The organism is Acinetobacter sp. YH01011 (assembly GCF_013420785.1).
GTDB classification, from domain to species: domain Bacteria; phylum Pseudomonadota; class Gammaproteobacteria; order Pseudomonadales; family Moraxellaceae; genus Acinetobacter; species Acinetobacter towneri.
Genome location: NZ_VOYG01000012.1, coordinates 1 through 25,172, shown reverse-complemented (window position 1 = coordinate 25,172; position 25,172 = coordinate 1). Strand labels below are relative to the sequence as shown.

The following is a 25,172-nucleotide window of genomic DNA, read 5'->3' as shown; positions in this document are numbered from 1 at the left end:
TCATTTTTTTAGCGACCAAAGTCTAAATTGCAAATCGGCTCCAACATTGTTAATTTTAAGTTCGAAATAATTCGAATTAAAAATTTGCGCCTAAGGCAGGGCGCTTGAAGGAGCAGGTTATGGATGAGGTACAAGTAGAACGCATTCTACAAAACCCAAAATTCAAAGAAATGGTTCGCAGAAAAAGTAACCTAAGTTGGACATTAACAGCAATCATGTTGTTTGTGTACGTAGGTTTCATGCTTTTAGTGGGCTATAACAAAGAATTCTTATTGAGTTCAATTTCTGGCGGTGTGACGACTTGGGGTATTCCATTAGGTCTGAGCATTATCGTTTTATCTTTCATTTTGTGTGCTGTTTATTCATCAATTGCGAATGGCAAACTTGACCAATTGAACGAAGAAGCGATGCGTGAAGTTGAAGCAATTACACATGAGAAAGGAACGCACTAAGATGAAATGGAATTCATTGAAAGCACTGGCTGCGTCTACTGTATTAATGTCAGGTATGGCATTTGCAGGACCAGATTTAGGTGCAGCAGAACAGCAGCCAACCAACTGGCCTGCAATTATTATGTTCTTGATTTTCGTGGGCGCAACTTTGTTCATTACTAAATGGGCAGCGAAGCAAACCACAAGCACTAAGGACTTCTATACCGCAGGTGGTGGTATTTCAGGTTTCCAAAATGGTCTCGCGATTGCAGGTGACTATATGTCAGCAGCGTCGTTCCTGGGTATTTCCGCAATGGTGTTTATGTCAGGCTTTGACGGCTTGCTATACTCACTGGGCTTCATGGTGGGCTGGCCAATCGTATTGTTCTTGATTGCTGAACGTTTACGTAACTTAGGGAAATATAACCTTTCTGACGTGGTCTCGTTCCGTTTATCTGAAAAGCCAGTACGTACCCTTGCAGCATTCAGTTCGCTTGTCGTAGTTGCATTCTACCTGATTGCACAAATGGTAGGTGCGGGTCAGTTAATCAAACTTCTCTTCGGTTTGAACTACAACCTTGCTGTAGTGATCGTGGGTCTACTCATGATGGCTTACGTAATGTTCGGTGGTATGTTGGCAACAACTTGGGTACAGATCATCAAAGCGGTGATGTTACTTTCAGGTGCAACTTTCATGGCCTTCATGGTAATGAAAGGTGTGGGCTTCAGCTTCACTAACATGTTTGAGCAATCGATCCAAGTTTTCTCTAAAGTACATGACTTGAGCTTGGCAGATGCTGCAAACATTATGGGTCCTGGTAAATTAGCATCTAACCCAATTGATGCAATCTCACTTGGTCTTGCGTTAATGTTCGGTACTGCAGGTTTACCACACATCTTGATGCGTTTCTTCACAGTAAAAGACGCGAAAGAAGCACGTAAATCAGTAGTTGTAGCAACCGGTTTCATTGGTTACTTCTACCTATTAACCTTCATCATTGGTTTTGGTGCGATCCTTTATGTATCAAACAACCCACAATTCCTTGATGTTGCGAAAATGGCAGTTACTGGCAAGTTAGAACTTGTTGGTGGTAACAACATGGCTGCGGTGCACTTGGCTGATGCGGTTGGCGGTGACTTGTTCATGGGCTTCATTTCAGCAGTAGCATTCGCAACAATTCTTGCGGTAGTTGCTGGTTTGACATTGTCTGGCGCTTCAGCAATCTCTCACGACTTGTATGCTAACGTATTCAAGAAAGGTCAAACGACACCTGAATCTGAACTTCGCATGTCTAAAATTGCAACTTTAGGCTTAGCAATCTTCGCAATGATCTTGGGTATTCTTTTCGAGAAACAAAACGTTGCGTTCATGGTAGGTTTAGCATTCTCTGTAGCAGCATGTGCAAACTTCCCAGTACTTGTATTGTCTATGTTCTGGAGAGGCTTAACGACTCGCGGTGCAGTGATTGGTGGTGTAGCAGGCTTAGCTTCAGCAGTAACCTTGATTGTATTGTCTAAAGCAGTTTGGGTAGATACGCTTCAAATTTCTGACACACCAATCAACCCATTTAACGGTCCTGCGATCTTTGCAATGCCACTTTCATTCTTCTGCTGCTGGTTGTTCTCTATCACTGACAACTCTGCGCAAGCACAAGCTGAACGTAAAGCATTTGATGCACAGTTCGTACGCTCACAAACTGGTATTGGTATCTCTGGTGCATCTGACCACTAAGGTCTGAAACACCTCAAAAAAGTCCCAGTCATGGGACTTTTTTATGCCTGTATGTTTTGGCTTGGCAAGCATACCGATCAATATCTTGAGCATTTATGGATACGGTTATTGTGATATGCAATTTTGATACAGAGAGATAGCATTGCATGCGTAAATAAGCTGCTATGTTGGATGCAATATAAAAAGAATAGGCAGCAGATATATGCACATATTAGACAATATCTGGAAAAAGTTTCGGGTCTTGCCTTCGGCATGGCTGTTGTTTTTGCAGTTTTTGATTTTGCTGCTCTCACTTTTTGCACATCACAACATGCCCTATAAAGTCATCACGTGGATGGTGGGGGTATTGGTGTTGCTGCTCATTGCTAAAGTGATTCGACAAGCGCCAATGTTGAGTGTTTTGGGGCTCAGTTTTGTTTATGCGGCTTTGTTCTTTTCATTCTTTATTTTACTAGGTGTGCGGCATCCTCTTATTCTGGTGATGAGTCATGCTTGTGAAGCTGCAGCCTATTTTAGTGCAGCCTATGGCTTATTGCGTTATATGTTCCATGATCGTTATTTAACTAAAGATGAGCTGTTTGCTGCTGCAGCGGTGTTTACCTTAATCGCTTGGGGTTTTGCCTTTTTATATAGCATTTGCCAGATTCTGATTCCGCAAAGTTTTCAGAACCCAAATGCTGTAGGTTTGCAAAGTTGGCTAGATTTACTATTTTTAAGTTTTAGTTTGCAGTCTGCGACAGGCTTATCTGATCTTATACCGATCAGCCCAGAAGCACGGGTGATTGCCATGTTGCAAATGTTCTGTGGCGTGATGTATTTGGCATTGATCGTGTCACGTTTAATCGCATTGCAGTACATTCGCCACTTACCACATCATCACCATGATGATTCGGCTGAGTAAAACAGCGTGCAAATTTTTCATGACATATTTCAGGCATAAAAAAAGACGCTCAGATGAGCGTCTTTTTTAACTTCGGTATCTAATGTGAAATTAGAAACGGAATTTAGCGTTTACACCAACAGTTTGAGTGTCAAGTACATCAGCGTCTTCTTCTGCTGCTTTAGCTGCTTCGAAGTTTGCATTTACATAGCTTGCACCTACTGAAACCGCAGGAGTGATGAAGTAGTTTACGTTCGCGCCCCAAGCTTTATTTGGAGAATCGTTGTAGCTTGACTCCATGTATGACGCACCAACGCTAAGTGCTGGTGTTAAATAAAGATCAGTTTTTAAGTTATAAGCAGTGCTTTCACCGTAAACTAGACCTGCTTCAAAACCAACAGCCATATTGGTGCCGTCAATTGCACCTACGTATTTTGTACGTGCAGTGATTGCATCTTGATCTTGATTGATTGTGCCTGACTCAAGTGCTGCTTTAGCAACACCATTAGAAAGGATGTTGAAAGCATCATAAGAAGTTTGGTCTGCAACGCTTGTATAACCTACAGCAACTAAGAAGTTAGGCGCTACTACTGCACCAAGTTCTAAGGCATAACGGTCGCCATTGTCATTATCTTGACCGCCTTTACCATCTGTGATGGTGTGGCTATATGCTGCACTTGCATAAACAGGAACCAATTGAGTTGGAATATACGCTTCAGCTTTAGCACCATAAACATGAGATACGAAATCTGCTTCGTCAGCATCTACATCGTATTCACCATAGTTGTATGCTAAAGAGAAGTTAGACGCTTGGTTTAAGAACGCAGCTTCAGCCAATGGACCTTTAGTCGCATCAACATTTTTGAAGTAGTAAGTACCTTGAACAGCACCAGTGAAATTCTTATCATTTACTGTATTGTCGATGTATTCAGATTGACCTTGAACTTCGAATTGGTACGCTTGAGCACCGGTCATGGCTAATAATAATGCAGTGGCTAAACCGAGTTTTTTCATGATAGTTACCAGTTTTGTTAAAAATGGATGAAACATTGATCATTTTAGTGTAACAAATTATTAAGTCAATGAACTAAAAGGACTTTATTTAAGAATTAAGTCCAATTGACTTTGTTGTTTAAAAAATATTCAAATAAAATTTTTGCTGTCAACCTAAAAACTGTATGGATAACAAGTCGATATGTTCGTTTTTGCAACAAAAGTAGAAATAATAAGCAAAGCATTAATTGGATTAATCGATCATTTTTATTGAAATTATCTTTAATAATAATTCTTGGAATGTGAAGAATAACGGAAAAATTCACCTGTTTTAGGGTGAAATCATGATATTTGGGTAAAAAACAAGCAATAAAGAAGGCTTGTTTAGACTGAATTTGAGTGGAATATTTGAATTAATGTGAGTTTAGTCACATTAAATTTTAATATTTGTATAAAAATAAATCAGACTGGTTGACTAGGCTTTACATAAACTGTGATTTATTTCATAATTCCACCATGAAGTCCTACTACTTAAGTCGGGTTTGTAAATTATGTGACTTATCTCATAATTTAACCATCAAATCCTAAGCTTGGTTCATCCAGTAGTGCGATCTGATTCTCCATAATTGTTTGCTTTTTATCTGCCCAACTTTCCCCAAGGTTGGGTTTTTTTTTGCATGTGAAAACGCAAATGGTTTTGCGAAAATTGCACCGATATGGTGCAGTTTGAGGGTGTGATATGATCAAAACCCATAAAAAAATCCCAGTTTTCTTTCAAAAACTGGGATTTTTCGCCAAAATTTGCGGGTAAATTTAGTTTACTGCTGAGGAAAAACTAAACTCGCCCTAATGAGGTGCATTATGCACCCAAATGTTGCATCTGTAAAATATTTTCTGCATGCTGAAACATTATTTTTTTGTATTTGTTGTTTTAAGAAAATCGGCACAGGGCATGCTTTTAGAAGTTTTCTTGAATGAGATGACTTAGTTAGACGGCTTTAAAATATAAGTGAATTAATTATCTTTTTTGTAAGTAATTTAAAGATTGCTCATGTAATATAGTCGCCGATTAAGTGATCAAGTCCACGATTTTGCACAGTTATAATGACGTAGGTGAAACTTAGCATGATGATGAAATTGCGCACAGAGCATATCAGTCAGCGACTGTTGATCTCGATGATCATTATTATCGTGTCATTGCTTTTTATTTGCGTTCCTCTGATGGTGAATAGTTATCAGAGTTATCAAAAAACAAAACGTGCTTTAATTGAAATTTCCGTATTAGGCAAAGTGGCTGAACTGACCAATAGTATTTCGCGTGAACGAGCACCTGCAAACAAAGTCATGTCGAGTTCAGCAGCTGAATTTCAGCAAAATTTACAAGAATTGAAAGCGTACCGTGCTGGCGTGGATCAACAAGTAGAACAGACCATCAATATTTTAAGAAAAGAAGGTTTTATTATCCATGCGCATCATTTATCGCATCAGTTAAAGACTGCTTTAGAACAAGGGCGTCAGGCGGTCGATGAATATGCAGCAACTCCACAGCATTTGCGTAGCTCTCAACAGATGGATCATGCGATTCAAAAAATGTTTGCGGCATGGGACAGTTCTCAGCATGTGCTGAAACACGTCATGCTCGATTCAGTGGCAAAAGACTCATCGGTATCGACCTATTATAGTGTGATTTTTGTTCTTTCAGATTTGCGTGATCAAGCGGGAAGGGTGGCATCCAATATTATTGCCGCGGTAACGTTTGCTGAAAAAATTCCTGAAACCAATTTGGCGAGCTCTTTGCAAACCCAACGCCAAGCTTATTATTTGTGGGATTTAATCCATACCATTTTGCCTGAAGCACATAAAATTCCTGAATATAATATTTTGCATAATCAATTAAAAAAGGAGTTTTTGGATGAGGGAATTCCTATCGTTAATCAATTGATTCAGCAAAGTATTCATGGACAACCTTATTCATTGACAGGTACTGAACTCACCCAAAAAATTGTGGATAAATTCAACACTGTGGTCAGTTTGCAGTCATTTATATTAGCGCACAGTTTGCAGGTTGCACACAAAGATTATCATCAGGCTCAGCGTACTTTTATTTTAACGCTAGTGGTGTCAATTATTTCGTTATTGGCTGCGATTTTCACTATGGTCTATGCGCGTTCGAAGGTCTTTATTCCCTTAATTCAGGCGCGCAGTCAAATTTTACGTTTGGCAGCTTATGAAGATGAAGCTCAAGGTACGCAAAATCCAGACAAGGTAACGCTCTTTGAGGCTATTCAAAAACTAAAACAACGCCTAGAGCAACGCGATATTTTAGAATTTCAGCTGCGTAATATTGCCAATACCGATGCCTTAACTGGTGTTTCCAACCGTTTGGCGCTTGAGGAATACATCAAATATTTAGAACATCGACCTGAAAAATTGAGCAAAACTGGTCTGATTATTATGGATGTGGATAAATTCAAACACATTAACGATACCTTCGGGCATGTGGTAGGTGACCAAGCTTTAAAATGTATTGCCGATACTCTCAAAGCGCATGTCCGTGCCTCAGACTTGGTGGTGCGTTATGGTGGCGATGAGTTTTTGGTTTTGATTGAGCAAATAGAATTTACTGAGGCGCTGTATTTGGCAGATAAATTGCGCTGCCATATTGTGAATCAAGAAATTTTTATTCCAGAACTGAATGATTATATTCAAGTGTCGGTCAGTGCTGGCGTGGCGGTGGGTGCTGCGTCATGGAGCAGATTGTTGGAAAAAGCCGATAAACACTTATTTAGAGCCAAAGCACGTGGGCGCAATGCCGTTGCTGGTGACTAAGTCACAGTAATTGATCCACGAGCATTTCCGAAGTGATAAAAAGCCTAGAGTGAAAGATTCAGCACAAGTTTGTGCTGAATCTGTATTTAAACTTGAATGGGCTTAAAAACTGAAATAATCTATTTTAGCCTTTTAACATCGGTTTTAAGAATTTTGCGGTATGTGAAATTTTAGATTTTGCGACAGTTTCAGGTGTGCCTTCGGCAATGATTTGTCCACCGCCTGCACCACCTTCAGGGCCTAAATCGACAATCCAGTCTGCAGTTTTAATCACATCTAGGTTGTGTTCAATCACCACAATGGTATTACCCTTGTTGCGTAGCTCATGCAGGATGTCGAGCAATTTGGCAATGTCATGGAAGTGCAAACCAGTGGTCGGTTCATCCAGTACATACAGGGTTTTGCCTGTATCTCGTTTGGCCAGTTCACGCGCCAGTTTTACGCGCTGTGCTTCACCGCCAGATAAAGTTGTAGCTGATTGACCAAGGTGGATATAACCCAAGCCAACCTGATTTAACGTTTCCAACCGACGATGAATCACAGGAATGGCATCAAAGAAATGCATGGCATCTTCAACGGTCATTTCCAAAACATCAGAAATATTGCGACCTTTATAACTGACTTCCAAAGTTTCGCGGTTATAGCGTTTACCATGACAGGCATCGCAAGGCACGTACATATCTGGCAAGAAGTGCATGGCAACTTTAATCATGCCATCACCCTCACAAGCTTCGCAGCGTCCACCTTTAACGTTAAAGGAGAAGCGTCCTGCTGCATAGCCACGTGCTTTAGCTTCAGGGGTTTGCGCAAACAGCTCACGAATTGGAGTGAACAAGCCTGTATAGGTCGCGGGGTTCGAGCGTGGCGTTCGCCCAATCGGGCTTTGGTCAATATCCACCACTTTATCTAAATATTGCAAACCATCAATCGAGTCGAATTTTTCTGCGGTTAATGTAGTTGCGCCATTTAATTGTGTTGCAGCCAAAGGCAACAAAGTACGGTTAATTAGGGTGGATTTTCCTGAACCCGACACGCCTGTGACACAAGTCATTACCCCTAAAGGCAAAGTGAGATCCACTTTTTTCAGGTTATGTCCTGCTGCGCCCATGAGTTTAATTTGTTGTTCGGGATGTGGCGGTTGGGTGCGCGTTTTCGGCACTTCAATTTTTAATTTGCCCGATAAATACTGCCCTGTTAGGGAGTCTGCATGTTCGGCCAGTTCTGCATAGGTGCCTTCGGCAATAATATGTCCACCATGCACACCTGCACCTGGGCCAATATCAATAATATGGTCGGCAGCGCGAATCGCATCTTCATCGTGTTCTACCACTAACACCGTGTTACCCAAGTCACGTAAACGAATCAGGGTTTCCAACAGGCGATCATTGTCACGCTGGTGCAAGCCAATTGAAGGTTCATCTAGCACATACATCACGCCCATAAGCCCCGCACCAATTTGAGATGCCAAGCGGATACGTTGTGCTTCACCGCCTGAAAGAGTTTCGGCGGAGCGTGACAGACTTAAATAATTCAAACCCACCGACACTAAAAAGTGCAGACGTTCACGAATTTCTTTAAAGATTTTATCTGCGACTTCACCTTTGGCCCCTTCAAGATTTAAGCCTTGATAGTAGTCTTCGGCATCGCCAATCGACATTTGGGTAATTTGAGCAATGGTTTTGTCTTTCACGCGGACATTACGAGAGATTTCATTTAAACGTGAACCACCGCAGGCATCACAGGCAGCATTAGATAAATACTGCGCCAAATCATCACGTACATAATTACTTTCGGTTTCACGGTAACGACGTTCTAAATGCGGTAACACGCCTTCAAACGCAATCACACGTTTATGGTGGCGTCCACGTTCATCAGTATAGCTCAGGTCAATTTTGTCTTTACCTGTGCCATACAGGAATTTCTTTTGTGTCACGCTGTCCAGCTGATTCCATGCCGTATCGAGTGAGAGTTCATAATGTGCCGCGACTTTTTCCAGCATGCTGTAATAATACGGACGCTGTCTGTCCCAGCCGCGAATTGCGCCCTGACTAATCGACAGTTCAGGGTTTGGAATCAATTTTTCCGCACTGAAATGGCTACGTGTCCCCAAACCATCACAAGTTGGACAAGCGCCAAAAGGGTTGTTAAATGAGAACAGGCGCGGTTCAAGTTCTGCCACGGCACGGTCACATTGCGGGCAAGAGTGCTTGGCCGAAAAAATACGATCAGGTTGTTCCGCATTCATCCACGATAAAATGGCTAAATCGCCACCTAAACGCAGTGCAGTTTCAAAGCTTTCGGCAATACGGTTGCCCAAATCATCTCGGACTTTAAAACGGTCTACCACCACTTCAATGGTATGTTTTTTCTTTTTATCGAGTTCTGGTGGTGGGTCAATGTCCATGACTTCGCCATCAACTCGGGCGCGTACAAAACCCTGACTTTGTAGCTGTTCAAACAGATGCACATATTCGCCTTTACGCTCACGAATCACAGGCGCGAGTAGCATTAAGGCAGTGCCTTCTTCCAGTGCTTTTACAGCATCGACCATTTCTGAAACAGTTTGCGCCACCATTGGTAAATCATGTTCAGGACAGTAAGGTGTGCCGACACGTGCATACAGTAAACGCAAATAGTCGTAAATTTCGGTAATGGTACCCACGGTTGAACGCGGGTTATGGCTGGTCGATTTCTGTTCAATAGCAATTGCGGGACTTAGACCTTCAATCGAGTCGACTTCAGGTTTTTCCATTTGCGATAAAAACTGGCGTGCGTATGCAGAAAGCGATTCGACATAACGACGCTGTCCTTCGGCATAAAGGGTATCAAACGCCAGTGAAGATTTTCCTGAACCAGATAAACCCGTAATTACCACAAATTTATCGCGTGGAATATCAAGGTTCACGTTTTTTAGGTTATGGGTACGTGCACCTCGAATACGGATATGACTTTGGCTCATAAAAACTTCTCGATATTTTGCAAATGAAAAACCTATATATGATAGCGCATGAAAATTGTTCAAGTGTTATTTTTTATGCTTTATCGGTCATGGCTTGTCGCACTGTATGGAGTGATCCCCATACGGTGCGTGAGGGCGGCCGTTAAGCTTGATCTAAACCCGGCCACTGACGTTGATGATAGGCGCTATCCCAGAATAACCATTCCAATTCTGCAGCTTTGGTGTAGGCGTGGTGCATTTTTTCAAGGGTATCGGCATCACAGCGCGCAGCAACACGGTCTATGGTTTGAATCACATTATTGACTGCGGTGTGGAATTCCTCGCCCGAATAGGTATCGACCCATGCCTGATACGGATTATTCGGTGCAGAATTATTGACGATATCTTTACCAACTTCGGCATAAATCCAGAAACATGGCAGTAGTGATGCCAATACCACAGGATAGCTTTCTGACCATGCGGTTGCGACTAAATAAGAAGTGTAGTGATGACAGGCAAGGGTCAGTGGAGTACTTTCAAATTCCTGTTTGGAAATATCAAACTCCTGCATAAAGCTGTCATGTAAGGTACGTTCCACCACAATTGCGATTTTGGCGGCATCTGCGAACTGAATAATATCATCTGCATCAAAAGCTTTAGCCGCACAGACTGCCAGTGCACGCCCGTAGGCAATTAAGTAATGTGAATCTTGAATCACATAATGTGCAAAAGCAGCTTTACTTAAGGTGCCTTGTGCCAACTCCTGATTAAATGGTAAAGCGAGCGTATTGTGATAAAGGGCAAGGTTACGTTGCCAAGCGTCTTGAGAAAAGCGCATCCTAAATTCCTAATATGTCGTTGCATTTCACTATAGCAGTTTGGGAATGAAAAACACGGTTTTCACGGTATCTGATCGGGAAACCAAAAATCATACGAAGAATTTTGCCGAAGTTGAGGAAAAAGCGTCATAATTGCAGCATAAAATTTTACATTCTCAGTTTTTGTCCGATTTAAAATTCGGGCAATTCAATTTTCAGAATTTTTGTATCTGTTAAAGCTTAATCAAAACTGTACTTTGCGTTGATGGTACAGATTCGGCAGATGAAAAGTTCAGATCAAAATATAGTGATAGGTCGTTTCTCATGATGAAACATTTTGGTTTCTCAATCGTATTTTCGATTGTGTGTCTTGCGCTATCTGCATACTGGGGCTATACCCATGGCCCAGAAGCAGGTGTGCAAACCATGCTTACCGCACTAACCATTACCGCAATTTTGGCGATTATGGAAGTGTCGTTGTCGTTTGATAACGCGGTGGTGAATGCGTCAGTGCTGCGCGGTTGGGATCATTTCTGGAAAATGCTGTTTTTAACCGTGGGGATTATCATTGCAGTTTTTGGTATGCGTTTAATTTTCCCTGTGGTCATTGTGGCGGTCACTGCCGATATGGGCATGATGGAAGTGGTGCAACTGGCATTGAATGATCCGAAGCAATATTCGGCTAAACTGATGGCACATCACCCTGAAATTGCTGCTTTTGGTGGCGCATTCTTGTTGATGGTTTTCCTAAACTTTTTCTTGGATGATGAAAAAGACACGCACTGGTTTAGATGGTTTGAGCGTCGTTTGAGCAATCTGGCAAGCGTGCCTGCCATGTCGGTATTTTTGGCCTTAGTGACTTTGTTAATCATGGCGGCCAATGTGGTGGAAGATAAGCGCCTTGTGGTGACGATGGCGGGTATTTGGGGCATCGTGATTTATATTGGCGTACAAGTGCTGAGTCACATGTTGGGCGGTGAACCAGAGGTCGATGAACAGGGCAATGCTGTCCGTCATGACGAAAATGGCGTACCGACAGGCGTGGTGAAAGCGGGTATTGGGGGCTTTTTATATCTGGAAGTGCTAGATGCCTCGTTCAGTTTTGATGGTGTCATTGGTGCATTTGCAATCACCTCTGATGTGGTGATCATCATGTTAGGCTTGGCGATTGGTGCAATTTTCGTGCGTTCGATGACGATTTATTTAGTCGAAAAAGGCACGTTGGATGCCTATATTTACCTTGAACACGGTGCGCACTATGCGATTGGTGCGTTGGCCTTTATTATGATTGCCAGCGGTACAGGCTTGCATGTGCCAGAAGTGGTGACAGGTTTAATTGGTGTTGCCTTTATTGTTTGGGCGGTGATTGCATCTATTCAATTTAAAAAACGTCAGGCAAAAGCGGGTTAATGCTATGGTGATGCCCGTTGCTGTATTGCCGCGAAATCACAGAGCAATACGGTGATGAAGACTGTATAAAATATAAATTTGGGTGCACAACGTTGCGCCCTTTTTTATTGAAAAAGTAGGGTCTGTTGAATAAACATCGGGAAAAATCAGCATCCTTAAGCTGAATGTTGTAGGATATCTGCAAATTCAAAATTATTTAGTTTTAGTCGATTGATATGATGAATGCCTTAGAACGCCGCTCGACCTTTGCTTTAAGCAGTATTTTTGCATTGCGCATGTTGGGTCTGTTCATGATTATTCCTGTATTTTCAGTAGCAGGGCAGTCATATCAATACTCAACTCCTGCACTGATTGGTCTTGCCGTTGGTGTTTATGGACTCACCCAAGCCATTTTACAAATTCCGTTTAGCTTAATTGCAGACCGTTATAGCCGTAAGCCATTGGTGGTTTTTGGGTTATTACTGTTTGCTTTGGGTGGTGCAATTGCAGCCATGTCTGACACCATTTATGGCGTGATTATTGGTCGTGCCATTGCAGGTGGTGGCGCAGTATCTGCCGTGGTGATGGCATTACTGGCCGATGTGACCCGCGAAGAAAACCGCATGAAAGCCATGGCGGTGATGGGGATGAGTATCGGTATGTCCTTTGTGGTGGCCTTTAGTTTAGGGCCATGGCTTACGGGCTGGGTTGGTATTTCAGGGTTATTTTGGGTCACCACAGTGATGGGACTAGCAGCGATTCTCATGTTGTTATTGGTGCCTAAAGTCACGCGTCATCATCGTAATTTTCAGCAAGGCTATATCACTCAGTTAAAGCAAGTCCTGAAAATGGGCGATTTAAACCGTCTGCATGTATCGGTATTTACCCTACATTTATTGCTGACTGCCATGTTTATTTATGTGCCTTCGCAATTAATCCAATTTGCCGATATTCCTTTGCAGCATCATGGTTGGGTGTATTTGCCATTGTTGTTGGTCAGTCTGTTCGTGGCATTTCCAAGCATTGTTTTGGCAGAAAAATATCGCAAAATGCGTGGCATTTTCCTGACCGCGATTGCAGGTATTATTTTAGGGCTGTTGGTGCTGATTTTCGGGTTTGAATCGAAATACATCCTTTTATTGGGTTTGGGTTTATTCTTTATTGCCTTTAACGTTATGGAAGCCTTATTACCTTCGTGGTTGTCAAAGGCTGCACCAATTCAATCTAAAGCCACCGCGATGGGTGTAAATGCCAGCAGTCAGTTTTTGGGTGCATTCTTTGGTGGGATGATTGGCGGACAATTATTGATGCTCAACCACACCGCAATGGGTTGGAGTATTTTGACCGCGATTGCTATAATTTGGCTATTCGTTAGTTTTGGATTGGCGCAGCCGCGCTATCTTTCGTCTTTGGTGTTGCGTTTGCCTGAGAACCGAGAAACAGATGAATGGACTTCTCAACTTTTGGCAATTCGTGGTATTGAAGAGGTCGTGGTGATGTCTGATCAGCAAGTGGCTTATGTGAAAGTGGATAAACAGCAAATTGATGATGCTGCGCGACAACAATTAACGCACTTGTTTGGGAAAGAGGTAGCCATTTAAGCATAACTCTTATAAAGTAAATAATAGAAACAAATAGGAAGAAAACGTCTAATGCGTGGTGTAAATAAAGTCATTTTAGTGGGTACTTTAGGTCGTGATCCTGAAACAAAAACTTTCCCAAATGGTGGTTCTCTCACTCAATTTTCTATCGCAACCAGTGATGTCTGGACAGACAAAAACACAGGTGAGCGTAAAGAGCAAACAGAGTGGCATCGCATTGTTTTACATAACCGTTTAGGCGAGATTGCACAGCAATATTTACGCAAAGGTTCTAAAGTATATATTGAAGGTTCATTGCGTACGCGTCAGTGGACAGACCAAAATGGTCAAGAGCGTTACACCACTGAAATTCGTGGCGATCAAATGCAAATGCTCGACTCTGCTAACCGTGGACAATCTGACCAGCAAGATGGTGGCTTTGCTCAACCACGTTTTAACAATAACCAAGGCGGTTATGGCAATCAGAACCAAGCTCCAGCCACAGGTTATGCGAATCAAAATCAAGGCGGTTTTAACCAAAATCAGGGTGGTGGCTATGCCAACAATAACCCAAGTGGTTTTGCACCGAAGCCACAAGCTGCGCCTGCAACCGCACCTGCAGATTTAGATGATGATTTGCCGTTTTGAGACATACTAGAGATAGCCATTTGATTCAAAATGGAAAATCATCATCCAAACCCTTTGTTTCGACAAAGGGTTTTTTATGCAGATATTTAGCAAATATCTATTTTCTCGATTAAATTTCAAACTATGATAGGATTTATAATTCATAAATCCGATTATTTTTATAAAAAAACACTGTTTTACCGATTCTTTCGATTTTCGTATTCTAGCTACACAAGATAAGCAATCCCCGAAACGAATTGAGGAGTCATCCATGAGTTTAATCAATACCCAAGTCAAAGCATTTAACGCAACCGCTTACCACAATGGTCAATTTATTGACGTATCTGAGCAAGACTTTATTGGTAAATGGTCAGTGGTGTTTTTCTACCCTGCAGATTTCACCTTTGTTTGCCCAACTGAACTTGCCGATTTAGCCGATCAATATGCTGAATTCCAAAAAATGGGTGTGGAAATTTACTCAGTATCTACAGACACACACTTTACCCATAAAGCATGGCACGACACCTCAGAAGAAATTAAAAAGATTCAATATCCAATGATTGGCGACCCAACTTGGACATTGTCTAAAAACTTTGAGGTGCTGATTGAAGCAGAAGGTTTGGCAGATCGTGGTACTTTCGTGATTGACCCTGAAGGTAAAATCCAAATTGTAGAAATCAATGCAGGCGGTATTGGTCGTGACGCGCAAGAGTTGTTGCGTAAAGTAAAAGCAGCGCAATATGTGCATGCACACCCTAGCGAAGTTTGCCCTGCCAAGTGGAAAGAAGGCGATGCAACCCTAGCACCATCTATTGATTTGGTGGGTAAAATCTAATCGAATCATCGCACTCAATTTTAAAAATCCAGAACCTCGCTTCTGGATTTTTTATGCTCATGATTTGTTTAACCATGTATAAGTTTCAGCAAGATTATTCCATTCTTGCAATGCTGTATGCTAAATTTGCACTAGGTTGTGGTGCGATGAGCGATTAAGATCAAAACATCTATTCTCCTAGCAATAGGTGTAACACATGAAAAAAATAATCGGTTTATATCGCAACCAAAACATGCATTGGGTGGGCGATGGTTTTCCAGTCAAAAATCTATTTTCTTATGACCGTTTAGGGCAGGCGATCAGTCCATTTTTACTCTTGGATTATGCAGCGCCGTATCATTTTGATGCGACTACCGCACAACATGGTGTTGGTTCGCATCCACATCGCGGTTTTGAAACGGTGACGCTTGCCTATCGGGGCGAAGTGACGCATAAAGATTCGGCAGGTGGTGGTGGCACCATCAAAACAGGCGATGTGCAGTGGATGACAGCAGGTGCGGGTGTGGTGCATGAGGAATTTCACTCCAAAGACTATGCAGCACAAGGCGGATTGTTTGAAATGGTGCAGCTTTGGGTGAATTTGCCTGCCGCAGACAAAATGACATCGCCACGTTATCAAGCCATTGAATCTCAAAATATTCCGAAAATTGAGTTTGAAAATCAGGCGGGGCATTTACGCATTATTGCAGGTCAGTACGCAGAGCAATCTGGGCCTGCCAGCACCTTTAGCCCTGTCAATGTTTGGGATGGACAATTGAAAGCTGCACAGACCCAAGCGCTGCATGTGCCGGTAGATCACAATACTTTATTGGTGGTGTTGGCAGGTGAAGTGCGGGTCAATGGCAGTCAACTTGTGCAAGATCACTCAGTGGTGTTATTTGCTCAAGATGGCGAAGCGTTAATTCAGCTTGAAGCACTGCAAGATACGCAATTTTTAGTGCTGACAGGCAAGCCATTAAATGAACCTATTCAAGGCTATGGTCCATTTGTCATGAATACCAAGCAGGAAATCATTCAAGCTTTTGAAGATTTTAATCAAGGCAAGTTTGGTGAAATTCCGATTCAACATCAAGCGGGTTAAGCTTTAAAAAATCTTAGCCAAGAAAAAAGCCTCATGTCGATGTCCCGACCGAGGCTTTTGTTGTTCTGGCGCTGTCAAATTTCTAGTTTTAGCGGATTGATCATATTCCTTATGATAATTATATGTGATGTAGTTATCATTTTTGTGCTTGGTATCATAGCGTTTAGAGATTTATTTGTAAAACGAAAATTATAAAAATGGTTAATTTATCTATATGGTTTAGAACACTATTTATGGAATTAAAGAAATAATACGAATAAATTCTAAGGCTTATTTAAGCAGCTGCTGATTGTTAGAAAATGTAATCATATTGCCAATGTACTTTGTGTTGTTTCTCTGTGAAAAGTACACAATCTGGTAGTTTTTAATAGCTCATTTTCCTTAGGCATGGTTCATAATTTCATAAAGTATGTAAAAAGATGGATGATCGGTTTGGATATCGCAGTGATCGGTAGTGGTATGGCTGGACTGGCTACCGCAAGAATTCTTAAAGATGCAGGGCATAACATTACAATTTTTGAGGCGCTGCCTGGTCGTGGAATGGACAGTCATAGCATCGAATTTGAGGATGGTTTAATTGATGCGCCGTTACGGGTCATGAACCCACATTTGTGGAAAAACACCCTCAGCTTGGCCACACATTTAGGCATTAAAACTTATCCTGTGCGTACTTATATGGCGTGCAGTTGGTTATTTGAAGATCGTACCGAAACTTGGCTGACCACAAGCCGTACCCGTATTGGTAATTTCCCAATCATTAACAACCGTAAAGGCATACAACAATACGGCTGGCGTTTGGTAAAAGGCATGTTGCAGTTAAAAACAGCCATCGCTAAATTTTTCAAATCTAAAAACCAAGACATTACCCTTGCGGAATTTATCAACCGTAACGAAATTGAAGAAGTGTTTTGGCATGGTGCAGTGATGCCAGTGCTTTACACCATTTGTACTTGTGACCCTAAAACCATTGGTGAATGGCCAGCAAAACCATTGTTGGTATTTTTACGCCAATTGACTGATGGTGATGCATTATTGCGTTTACAAGGTGGCACGCCTGCATTGGTTGATAAGTTGATTGAAGGTATTAATATTCAAAGTGGTGCAGCGATTACTCGTGTTCATCAACAAGAAGATGGTGTAATTGTTGAAAATTCTGAGGGTCAGTCGCAAACATTTGACCGTGTGGTGATTGCAACGCCAACCACTAAAGTCCAAGACTTCTTGGACAATCAACAATTTGCAGAAGATATTGAATTGCTTAAACAGTTCAAATTCGAGCAGGGTGATTTGGTGATTCACACTGATCAAACGGTGATGCCGCCAAAACGTAAAGATTGGTCTGTTTTAAGTTATATGATGGATCGTAAATTTACTCGTCAGCAATTTACGGTATGGCTTAACTCGATCGAACCAACTTTGGTCGGTAAATCGCCAGTGTTCCAAACATGGCGTCCAGTTACACCAATTGATCCGAAAAAGATCATTTCAACGGTAACTTTAACCCGCGCTGTGGTGGATTCAAAGACAGTGGCATTAAACAAAGAGTTGCAGCAGCGCCATCACCAAGACAATCGTAAAGTGTTCTTCTGCGGTTCATGGTCGTGCGATGGTTTACCAATTTTAGAATCTGCAGTGACTTCCGCTATGCATATTGCAGAAATTTTTGGTGCACCATTACCGTTTATTGATTTAAAACCACAAGTTGAGGTTGCGCCGCAATTAGGTTATTAAGTTTAGGGTCTGTTGATATTTCATAAATGGTTTGTGCTGTAGGCTAAAACTGAGCAGATCAGGCATGAAACGCAGGGAATAGCGAGACTATTGCCAAGTTTCATAACGCAATCTGAGAAAGTTTTAGCCACAGCCTTTCAGGACAAGCATATTTTTTGCTGCTATTGCGTTATGAGTCAGTCATTTAGAATGACTAAATTTCCTGCCTCATGCCTTATATCAGCTAAAAAATATGCGTTGTCGCAAACATAGATGAATTATCAACAGCCCCTCTTTTTTGAATTAGACTGAGTCAGTATGAAATGGCAACAGGCGATACGACAGCATTTTCCAAAACATAAATATGCCATTCAAGCGGCATATTTGGGAGATACTTCCGCACTGCCGTGGAGCAATTTAGGTTATTGGTCAGATGCAGTGGGATCTGATTATCCCGCTGCATGTCAAAATTTAGCAGCGCATTTGGCCGCAGCAGTGCATTTAAATTCAAAAGATGTTGTACTGGATTTAGGCTGTGGGCAAGGTGCCAGTCTTAAATATTGGTTGGAACACTATCAAATACAACGACTTGAAGCTGTTGAGCTACAAGATCATCATGTGCAGTCGATTCGAGAACATTTAAATTCAAATATTAAAATTCACGCTGCTTCATTTTTAAATTTAAAAGCACTTTTTCCACAACCACGTTTTGATGTGGTGTTCTGTATTGATGCGGCATATCACAGTCATTTGAATTCATTTTTAAGTCAGGTCAATGCAGTTTTGAATTCAAACGGACGTTTGGGCTTTCATTATTTAATTTGGGCAGAACAAGCGCCAACGCATGCATTCAAACAGCTGCAATATCGTGCCTTATTAAAATCTGCCGATGTCAATTTTAAAGATCTAATGTCCGAAAGTCAGCTTCGAGCGGTCTTGGCACAGTTTGAATTTAAACAGATTCAGGTGGAAGATTTGTCGGCACAGGTTTTGGCGGGTTTTGCTGATTATGTGTATCAGCATCTCAAGCATCAAATTCAAACGCGAGATGCAGACTGGTTTAAAATTGCCATGACAGCACGTTTATGTGCCAAGCTCTATGCAGATGGCTGGATTAAATATGTGCAGGTGAGTGCGGAAAAAGCTTAATCTATTGTAATGAGCTGTTAGATGATGGGATTTTTCGGTGTTTAGTTGTCCATGCTTAGCTTTAAATCCTACCCACCACATGAAACTGCTTCGGTAAAATTTTTGCGCCACACGTCAATTGATCTCCGACATAAGCCACGGCTTTATCATCAAAAAGAATATGATCGTGACTTTTTATAATCGTGGACCAACGTTGGCACTGAGGGCAGAAATGTCCATCACCCGCCACTAAAAATAAATTTCCCATTTGAGAAACACGCATTTGGTTGGCAAGGATGATTCCACCATGATTGGTCATGGAATGATGCGTTGCAAAGCTTTGAGCCATGAGGTCTTCCTTAAACTGGAAAATTTTAGAGAAGCATTGTTTTAATACTCAATTTTCTAAGACTTATAATTTTAAATTTTTATTTTAATTCACAAAAATATTTTTAAATGTCAGTTTATATGGATGAAACATCAACAAAATAGACCATCAATATAAAAATACGATCTGAAATATGTGTACAGCATTCTAAATCATAAAATACATTTAACAAGTGAAAAGTCACAATCTTGTATTGCAATTGAAGTTTTGCAGATACATCGAAGCCCTAAATAAATTGGAGATTCGAGCAGCATGAGGAAGATAAAAATATACGTTTATAGAAACAAAAAACCTCATAAATTAAAAACTTATGAGGTTTAATATGGTGCCGGCACACGGATTCGAACTGTGGACCTACTGATTACAAGTCAGTTGCTCTACCAACTGAGCTATGCCGGCGTTGTGTAGAGAATTTTACAGAATTTTTACGTGTGCGCAAGCCAAAAAGTAACCGTTTAATGCAGGGCATAGAGTTTTTGAAGATTTTGTACACAGTATTTTGGCGCGTTACAAACGAGGAAATCACATAGAAGGTTTTGTATGAAATGAGCCCAGCGGGTGGGCTCATTGAAGAAAATAACTTGAAATGAAGTGTGAAAAGCGATTATTTATTTCTTAAGATGCGATCTAAATCCTGTGCACATTCTTCTAAGGTAAAGGCCATATCAAGTTGCATTTGTGGTTTGAGTTCATTTGCGAGCGTTCTCCATTGTTCAATTAGGCGAATGGCTTTTTGAATCTTATGTTTGTTGATGTCTTTGGCGATGGTAGGCGTATATCCTCCACGTTTAGCATTTTTAATTTGTTTGACATAATTTTGGCTGTTATTCATGTTCGCTCCCGAATAGCAGTTATATATGTAAGGCATTTGCATGCTTTTATTATGCTAAAGCTTAATGATGACCCTTTTATGTAGAAAGCTGAGATGACGAAATAAAAATAAAAAAAGGTTTTGATAAAAAACAATAAATTTCTTCACCTCTCCTTTTTTGACGGCATAACTCAGTTGTAGCATAGCGATTGAAGATTGTCTTGACTGCAGAGTAACGCAATGTGTCATGTTTGTTGATTTTTCATCAATAGAGGGATTGAGGATTATCAAAATTGGCGATGGAGATGGTCTTAACTGCAAATTCCGTTTATCGCTTTATCCATTTTACGCTCTAGATAATTGCCAAGTTGCTGATTAGAATAGCGCCACTATAAAAATAGCAACGATAATAACAATGCAAAGTTCACTCTTTGCTGTATTAGAAAAATTTGGCTTAAGCCCTCAACACCGCACAATTCATATCCAGTTTTCTAATTCAGCCTTAAATCATCAGGTTTTTTTGCAGTGCGTTTATGGTCAGCATGCCATCAACCAAGGTTTGCAGATGGATGTCTTATGCCTCTCACCGCATGCAAATTTGCCGTTGAAACAATTTATTGGCAGTCGGGTGGCTGTAGATCAACTCACCGATCAAGGCGAATTATTTCGACATAGCGGCATTATTACTGCAGCAGCGCAAGGGCAAAGTGATGGCACGCTCAGTCTCTATAAATTGCAGATTCAGGATGCAACGGCTTTGTGGCATAAACGCCGCAACAGTCGGGTATTTATGAATAAAACTGTGGTGGAGGTGAGTGAAATTCTGTTTAAAGAATGGCAAGACCGCAGTGCATTATTTGCTGCAAGTTTAAGTTTAGATTTAAGTGGTCTCAGTCAGCGTTATGCAGTTCGACCTCTCATCATACAATCCAACGAAAGCGATTATGAGTTTTTAACCCGTTTGTGGCGTAGCGAAGGCATCAATTGGTTGGTGGATGAAAAACAACCTTGGGTTGAGCATTTTTTAACGCCTATGGATACACAAAAATTAAGACTGATTGAGCAGAATAGTCATTATCAGCCCTTAAAACGTAGACGAGTGGCATTTCAGCGTACAAGTGCAATCGAGCAGCGGGATAGCATTTACACTTGGATGGCACAGCGTAACCTGCAACCCACTGAAGTACAGTTACAACGCTGGCAACCCGATCTTTTGGCACAGGACCAAAATTCAGTACAGTTCACATCGCCCTTACAAAGTAGCACACAAAATAGTGAAGCTTTAAGTTTAGAACAGGCGTGGTGCGTGAGTCCTGCGTGGATGCAAGACTTAACTGGGCAAGATCAGGTGACAGCTGCAAGTACCGAACAATTAGAACAATTGGGACAACAATTGGCTCAGTATTATGATTTGCAGGCAAAATATTTTTCCGCGCAAAGTAATTTACGTGATGCGCAAGTGGGGTATTGGTTTGAATTACACGGGCATGCTGAAATTGATCAACATCCCCAAACTGAACGAGAGTTTTTAATACTGTCCAAACAGTTTTATAACCAAAACAATTTAGCACCTGAATTACAACAGCATTTTTTGAGTCTGCTGCAACAAAGTCAGTGGACATTTCAGTTACCGTTGGAGGGTGATCCTCAACAATTTTGTCAATTGAATTTGATTCGACGACATATTGCGCTCGTTCCAGAGTTTAATCCATTACTGCATCGTCCCGTGGCTTATCCACAGCGCGCTAAAGTGGTTGGACCTGAGGATGAAACCGTGCATGTAGATGCGTGGGGGCGTATTAAAGTTCGGTTTTTATTTACCCGAAGTGATGACCACTTGCATGATGGTGGTGCGGGTGCCAACGACAATGAGAGCGATTCGGCGTGGGTGGATGTACTCACACCGTGGGCAGGTGAGGGTTATGGTGCAAGATTTCACCCACGTATTGGTGAAATTGTGGTGGTGGATTTCTTTGATGGCAATATTGATCGTCCTTTTGTGGTTGGACGTTTACATGAGGCAGAACGACAACAGACACAATTCGATACAGTTGGAACTCTACCCGATACCAAATACTTGAGCGGGATTCGTTCACAAGAAATACGTGGTGCAGGGTTTAACCAACTTCGCTTCAATGACACCACCAAACAATTCAGTGCGCAATTGCAGAGTAGTCATGCTGCGAGTCAGTTGAATTTAGGATATTTGAGCCATCCAATGCGGCAGGAGGATTCAATTGGGCGCGGCGAAGGCTTTGAATTAAGAACTGATCGGTGGGGAGCTGTGCGTGCAGGTGCAGGCTTACTGCTTTCAACTCATCCACAAGCACAGGCACAAGCGTATCATTTAGATGCGAGTCCTGCCAAAAGGCAATTGGAGTCCAGTTTAGCGGCAAGCAAAGGCTTAAGTGAGTTGGCACAAAATCAGCAAACAGATCCTTTGGAAACACTGGAGCATCTCAAAGAATTTTTAAATCAAATTGAACTAGAAGATCAAACTAAAGCGGCAAGTTTTAAGCAGGCGGTTATGATTCTTTGTGCGCCCAACTCAATTGCAGTTTCAACTCAGCAAGATTTACACCTTTCTGCAGATCAACATATTCATCAAAGTGCCGCAGGCAGTATTAATGTTTCTACCCAAAAATCTGTGATTACCCATGCACGCGATAAAATCAGTTTATTTGCAGCGGAGCAAGGTATACGTGCTTTTGCAGCCAAGGGTAAAGTCGAAATTCAGGCACAAGATGATGGTGTAGATTTTTTTGCACGGGAAGGGATTCAAATTATTTCAACTGAGGGGCGCATTGAAATCAGCAGTCCGAAAGAAATTGTGCTAACGGCAGGCGGTTCACAAATCAAAATAAATTCAAAAGGTGTGTTGAATACAACAGGTGGGAAATTTGAATGTAAGGCGGGGCAGCATTGTTTTGAGGGTGGGGAACGGGTGGCAAGCGTCCAATACAGTTTGCCTCAAGCTGAGACTGAATATAGTCATCAAATTGATTATCAGTGGGATGTTGCAACTGAAGATGAGAAAGAGATTTTTGTTGTCGGAAAGCAAGATGGAAGGCTCATTAACACGAATAAAAATATACAAGATGCAAATCAGAGTGTCAGTTCATTAAGATTTTATACGTCAGAAAAAACTGAATTCGTTGCGTTAGGGTTTAATTCATCCTATGTCTATTTAACTCAGTCGGCTGTACAAGATAATAATATTGATGAATTATGGGCTGAAATAGAAGAAGAAACAGAATTAGAAGAAGATGAAGTTTATGCAGAAGAGGATTTAGGCTAATGAGTAATTTAGTCACAATTACATCAAAATTTTATGATCGTTCAGGGCGTCGGGTGATCAACTTAAATGTTATGTCTAGATACCAAGGTTCAAAACGTGAAAATCTTCAGAAAACTGATCTTCATGGGCAGTTTGTATTTCAGGCATCTCCACAAAGAACAGTAGAAATACTGGCAAAACCACCCAATCAAAAAGATTTTACTGTTTTTAAGGTCATTCATACATCTATTGGTTCATCATCACAAGATCCAATAAAAATTCAGTTACCTAAAACAATTGAAGAATATAAACAAAAAGAATTAGGTGAAACCAAAGCTAGAATTGTTACAACTACTTTTAAAGTGGTAGATTGTGCTGGGAAAGTGGTTTCAAATTTTCCTATTCAATCAAGACCTAGAGGGCGGAAAAATGCTTATGAACGATATACCAATGAAAATGGGATCGTGGAGGTATTGTCATCACCACAGCGTGATATTGAAATTTTGGTGTTAACTTCAAATGATCAATTTGTCGTGAAATGTGAGGTAAATTCTAAAAATGGCTCACAGCAGCCGATTTTAATACAACTCGATGAACCATATAGTAATTTCAAAAGCCGATCTGAATTAAAACTAAAAGATAGAACAGGTGAGCAGTTAATTGAAACTCCAACTGATATTGAAATGTTGATGTTGGATACGGGTAAAAAACAGATAATTACCATTTTAAATGGCAGTACTCCATTGTTCAGTATGGTGGGGCAGCGTTTGCAATTTAGAGTATTAAAGCCGAATGGGGATGCTTTAAGCCCTGTGACTTATAGTGCAAAAAGAATGCGTGCAGATGCGGTTGAATTGCGTTTGGATGTGGAGGTTGTTAAAGGTATCACGGCAGAGGGTAGGCCGAGTATTGAGAAAAGTATCAAGTATAATTTAGAGGAGATAGTTTCATTAAGTTTTTTTAAAGCTGTTTATGGCTCTAATAAACTATTTTCTCATCGTGTAATGAAAGGGCGATCGACACATAATACTCCACCTGAAAAATTTGTTATAGAGTTAAACAAAAGCCTAATTAAGCATAATCTTAAAGACAAATTAATGTTATGTCATTTTTTAGCACAAATTTATCATGAGTGTGATCATTTTAATACATTGATTGAGTATGCGAGCGGTAAGGATTATGATATTTCAAATTTTCCACCATCTGTTTGTGATATAAAAAAAAGCCGAGCATGTAGAAGAAGAAAACAAATTTTGGCTGAAGGAAACACATCTTTAGGAGATGGCCCTAAATACAAAGGGCGAGGCTTAATTCAGCTAACTTGGAAAAGTGCGTATAAAAAATATAAAAGCTATTCTGGAATTGACGTGGTTAATAATCCGGAATTACTCTGTGATGATTTATTTCATGCTGTAGATAGCTCAGTCTGGGCTTTTAATGTATTTAAAAATGCTGATAGTTTAATTCACAAAGGATATAAAGATTTAAATGGCACTTATAGTGATAACTATCATTTAAAAGTTGTTGAATCTGTTAGTAGGAGAATAAACGGTGGAAATAATGGTATGGCTGAAAGAAAAAAATTATTTATAAAAATATTCTCTGTACACGACAAAAATAGATAACTCATTGAAATAATGTCACAATAATTGTTTTCTAACGACGAATACTATGACACATCTCAATGAGTTATATCTTATCTTAAACAAATCTCTAAAATGGAAC

At 40.9% G+C, this 25,172-nt stretch carries 17 protein-coding genes, 1 tRNA gene and 1 pseudogene; 13 read left to right on the top strand and 6 right to left on the bottom strand.

Going from position 1 to position 25,172, the window contains the following annotated elements:
• The first annotated feature begins 119 nt into the window (after positions 1 to 119).
• The 3 genes from FTT78_RS09460 to FTT78_RS09450 all read left to right on the top strand — a co-directional run bounded on the left by FTT78_RS09460 (position 120) and on the right by FTT78_RS09450 (position 3,064).
• Positions 120 to 452 (top strand): DUF485 domain-containing protein, encoded by a 333-nt coding sequence (locus FTT78_RS09460; RefSeq protein WP_167845675.1) that lies wholly within the window; start codon positions 120 to 122, stop codon positions 450 to 452.
• Position 453: 1 nt separating this feature from the next.
• Complete coding sequence (locus tag FTT78_RS09455; RefSeq protein WP_179996437.1) at positions 454 to 2,163, top strand: cation acetate symporter; 1,710 nt, start codon at positions 454 to 456, stop codon at positions 2,161 to 2,163.
• Between the two features lie 202 nt (positions 2,164 to 2,365).
• Complete coding sequence (locus FTT78_RS09450; protein WP_180044108.1) at positions 2,366 to 3,064, top strand: ion channel; 699 nt, start codon at positions 2,366 to 2,368, stop codon at positions 3,062 to 3,064.
• Between the two features lie 90 nt (positions 3,065 to 3,154).
• On the opposite strand, the gene omp33-36 is transcribed toward FTT78_RS09450, so the two are convergent.
• Positions 3,155 to 4,093: a porin Omp33-36 gene (gene omp33-36, locus FTT78_RS09445; protein WP_257221834.1), complete on the bottom strand. Its 939-nt coding sequence runs from the start codon at positions 4,091 to 4,093 to the stop codon at positions 3,155 to 3,157.
• 1,071 nt (positions 4,094 to 5,164) lie between these two features.
• Here omp33-36 and FTT78_RS09440 point away from each other — a divergent pair.
• Positions 5,165 to 6,865 carry a GGDEF domain-containing protein gene (locus FTT78_RS09440; protein WP_179990628.1) on the top strand — a complete coding sequence of 567 codons (1,701 nt, stop codon included), beginning with the start codon at positions 5,165 to 5,167 and terminating at the stop codon, positions 6,863 to 6,865.
• Between the two features lie 124 nt (positions 6,866 to 6,989).
• Here FTT78_RS09440 and uvrA read toward each other — a convergent pair whose 3' ends face one another.
• Both uvrA and tenA read right to left on the bottom strand, forming a co-directional pair.
• Positions 6,990 to 9,824, bottom strand: a complete 2,835-nt coding sequence (gene uvrA / locus FTT78_RS09435) for an excinuclease ABC subunit UvrA (protein WP_180044106.1) — start codon at positions 9,822 to 9,824, stop codon at positions 6,990 to 6,992.
• A 142-nt stretch (positions 9,825 to 9,966) separates the two neighbouring features.
• Positions 9,967 to 10,641 (bottom strand): thiaminase II, encoded by a 675-nt coding sequence (tenA, locus tag FTT78_RS09430; protein WP_180044104.1) that lies wholly within the window; start codon positions 10,639 to 10,641, stop codon positions 9,967 to 9,969.
• Positions 10,642 to 10,945: 304 nt separating this feature from the next.
• On the opposite strand from tenA, the gene FTT78_RS09425 reads away from it, so the two are divergent.
• From FTT78_RS09425 to FTT78_RS09395, 7 genes are all read left to right on the top strand, one after another.
• Positions 10,946 to 12,031 carry a DUF475 domain-containing protein gene (locus FTT78_RS09425; RefSeq protein ID WP_004970195.1) on the top strand — a complete coding sequence of 362 codons (1,086 nt, stop codon included), beginning with the start codon at positions 10,946 to 10,948 and terminating at the stop codon, positions 12,029 to 12,031.
• A gap of 215 nt (positions 12,032 to 12,246) precedes the next feature.
• The gene (locus FTT78_RS09420) at positions 12,247 to 13,611 is read left to right on the top strand and encodes an MFS transporter (protein ID WP_104852874.1); all 1,365 of its coding nucleotides are present in this window, start codon (positions 12,247 to 12,249) and stop codon (positions 13,609 to 13,611) included.
• 51 nt (positions 13,612 to 13,662) lie between these two features.
• On the top strand, positions 13,663 to 14,238 hold the full coding sequence (gene ssb, locus FTT78_RS09415) for a single-stranded DNA-binding protein (protein ID WP_096902231.1): 576 nt from the start codon (positions 13,663 to 13,665) through the stop codon (positions 14,236 to 14,238).
• A gap of 250 nt (positions 14,239 to 14,488) precedes the next feature.
• Positions 14,489 to 15,052 carry an alkyl hydroperoxide reductase subunit C gene (gene ahpC / locus FTT78_RS09410; RefSeq protein WP_004970191.1) on the top strand — a complete coding sequence of 188 codons (564 nt, stop codon included), beginning with the start codon at positions 14,489 to 14,491 and terminating at the stop codon, positions 15,050 to 15,052.
• A 196-nt stretch (positions 15,053 to 15,248) separates the two neighbouring features.
• Positions 15,249 to 16,133, top strand: a complete 885-nt coding sequence (locus FTT78_RS09405; RefSeq protein ID WP_154321175.1) for a pirin family protein — start codon at positions 15,249 to 15,251, stop codon at positions 16,131 to 16,133.
• A 423-nt stretch (positions 16,134 to 16,556) separates the two neighbouring features.
• Positions 16,557 to 17,864 (top strand): FAD-dependent oxidoreductase, encoded by a 1,308-nt coding sequence (locus tag FTT78_RS09400; protein WP_004970183.1) that lies wholly within the window; start codon positions 16,557 to 16,559, stop codon positions 17,862 to 17,864.
• Positions 17,865 to 18,161: 297 nt separating this feature from the next.
• Positions 18,162 to 18,992 carry a cyclopropane-fatty-acyl-phospholipid synthase family protein gene (locus tag FTT78_RS09395; protein ID WP_180044102.1) on the top strand — a complete coding sequence of 277 codons (831 nt, stop codon included), beginning with the start codon at positions 18,162 to 18,164 and terminating at the stop codon, positions 18,990 to 18,992.
• A gap of 70 nt (positions 18,993 to 19,062) precedes the next feature.
• Here the strand turns inward: FTT78_RS09395 and FTT78_RS09390 are convergent.
• The 3 genes and pseudogenes from FTT78_RS09390 to FTT78_RS09380 form a co-directional block, all read right to left on the bottom strand.
• Positions 19,063 to 19,320, bottom strand: a pseudogene (locus FTT78_RS09390) (PAAR domain-containing protein); the annotation flags it as partial.
• Positions 19,321 to 19,682: 362 nt separating this feature from the next.
• Positions 19,683 to 19,758 (bottom strand) — tRNA-Thr (locus tag FTT78_RS09385).
• Between the two features lie 205 nt (positions 19,759 to 19,963).
• A complete protein-coding gene (locus FTT78_RS09380; RefSeq protein WP_004970172.1) occupies positions 19,964 to 20,191 on the bottom strand; it encodes a hypothetical protein in 228 nt (75 codons plus the stop codon).
• A gap of 394 nt (positions 20,192 to 20,585) precedes the next feature.
• Here FTT78_RS09380 and FTT78_RS09375 point away from each other — a divergent pair, with 394 nt between their 5' ends.
• Both FTT78_RS09375 and FTT78_RS09370 read left to right on the top strand, forming a co-directional pair.
• Entirely contained in the window at positions 20,586 to 23,468 is a 2,883-nt protein-coding gene (locus FTT78_RS09375) for a type VI secretion system Vgr family protein (protein ID WP_180044100.1), read from the top strand.
• A complete protein-coding gene (locus FTT78_RS09370) occupies positions 23,468 to 25,072 on the top strand; it encodes a glycoside hydrolase family 19 protein (protein WP_180044098.1) in 1,605 nt (534 codons plus the stop codon). The genes FTT78_RS09375 and FTT78_RS09370 overlap by 1 nt, the downstream gene beginning before the upstream one ends.
• Positions 25,073 to 25,172: the final 100 nt, after the last annotated feature.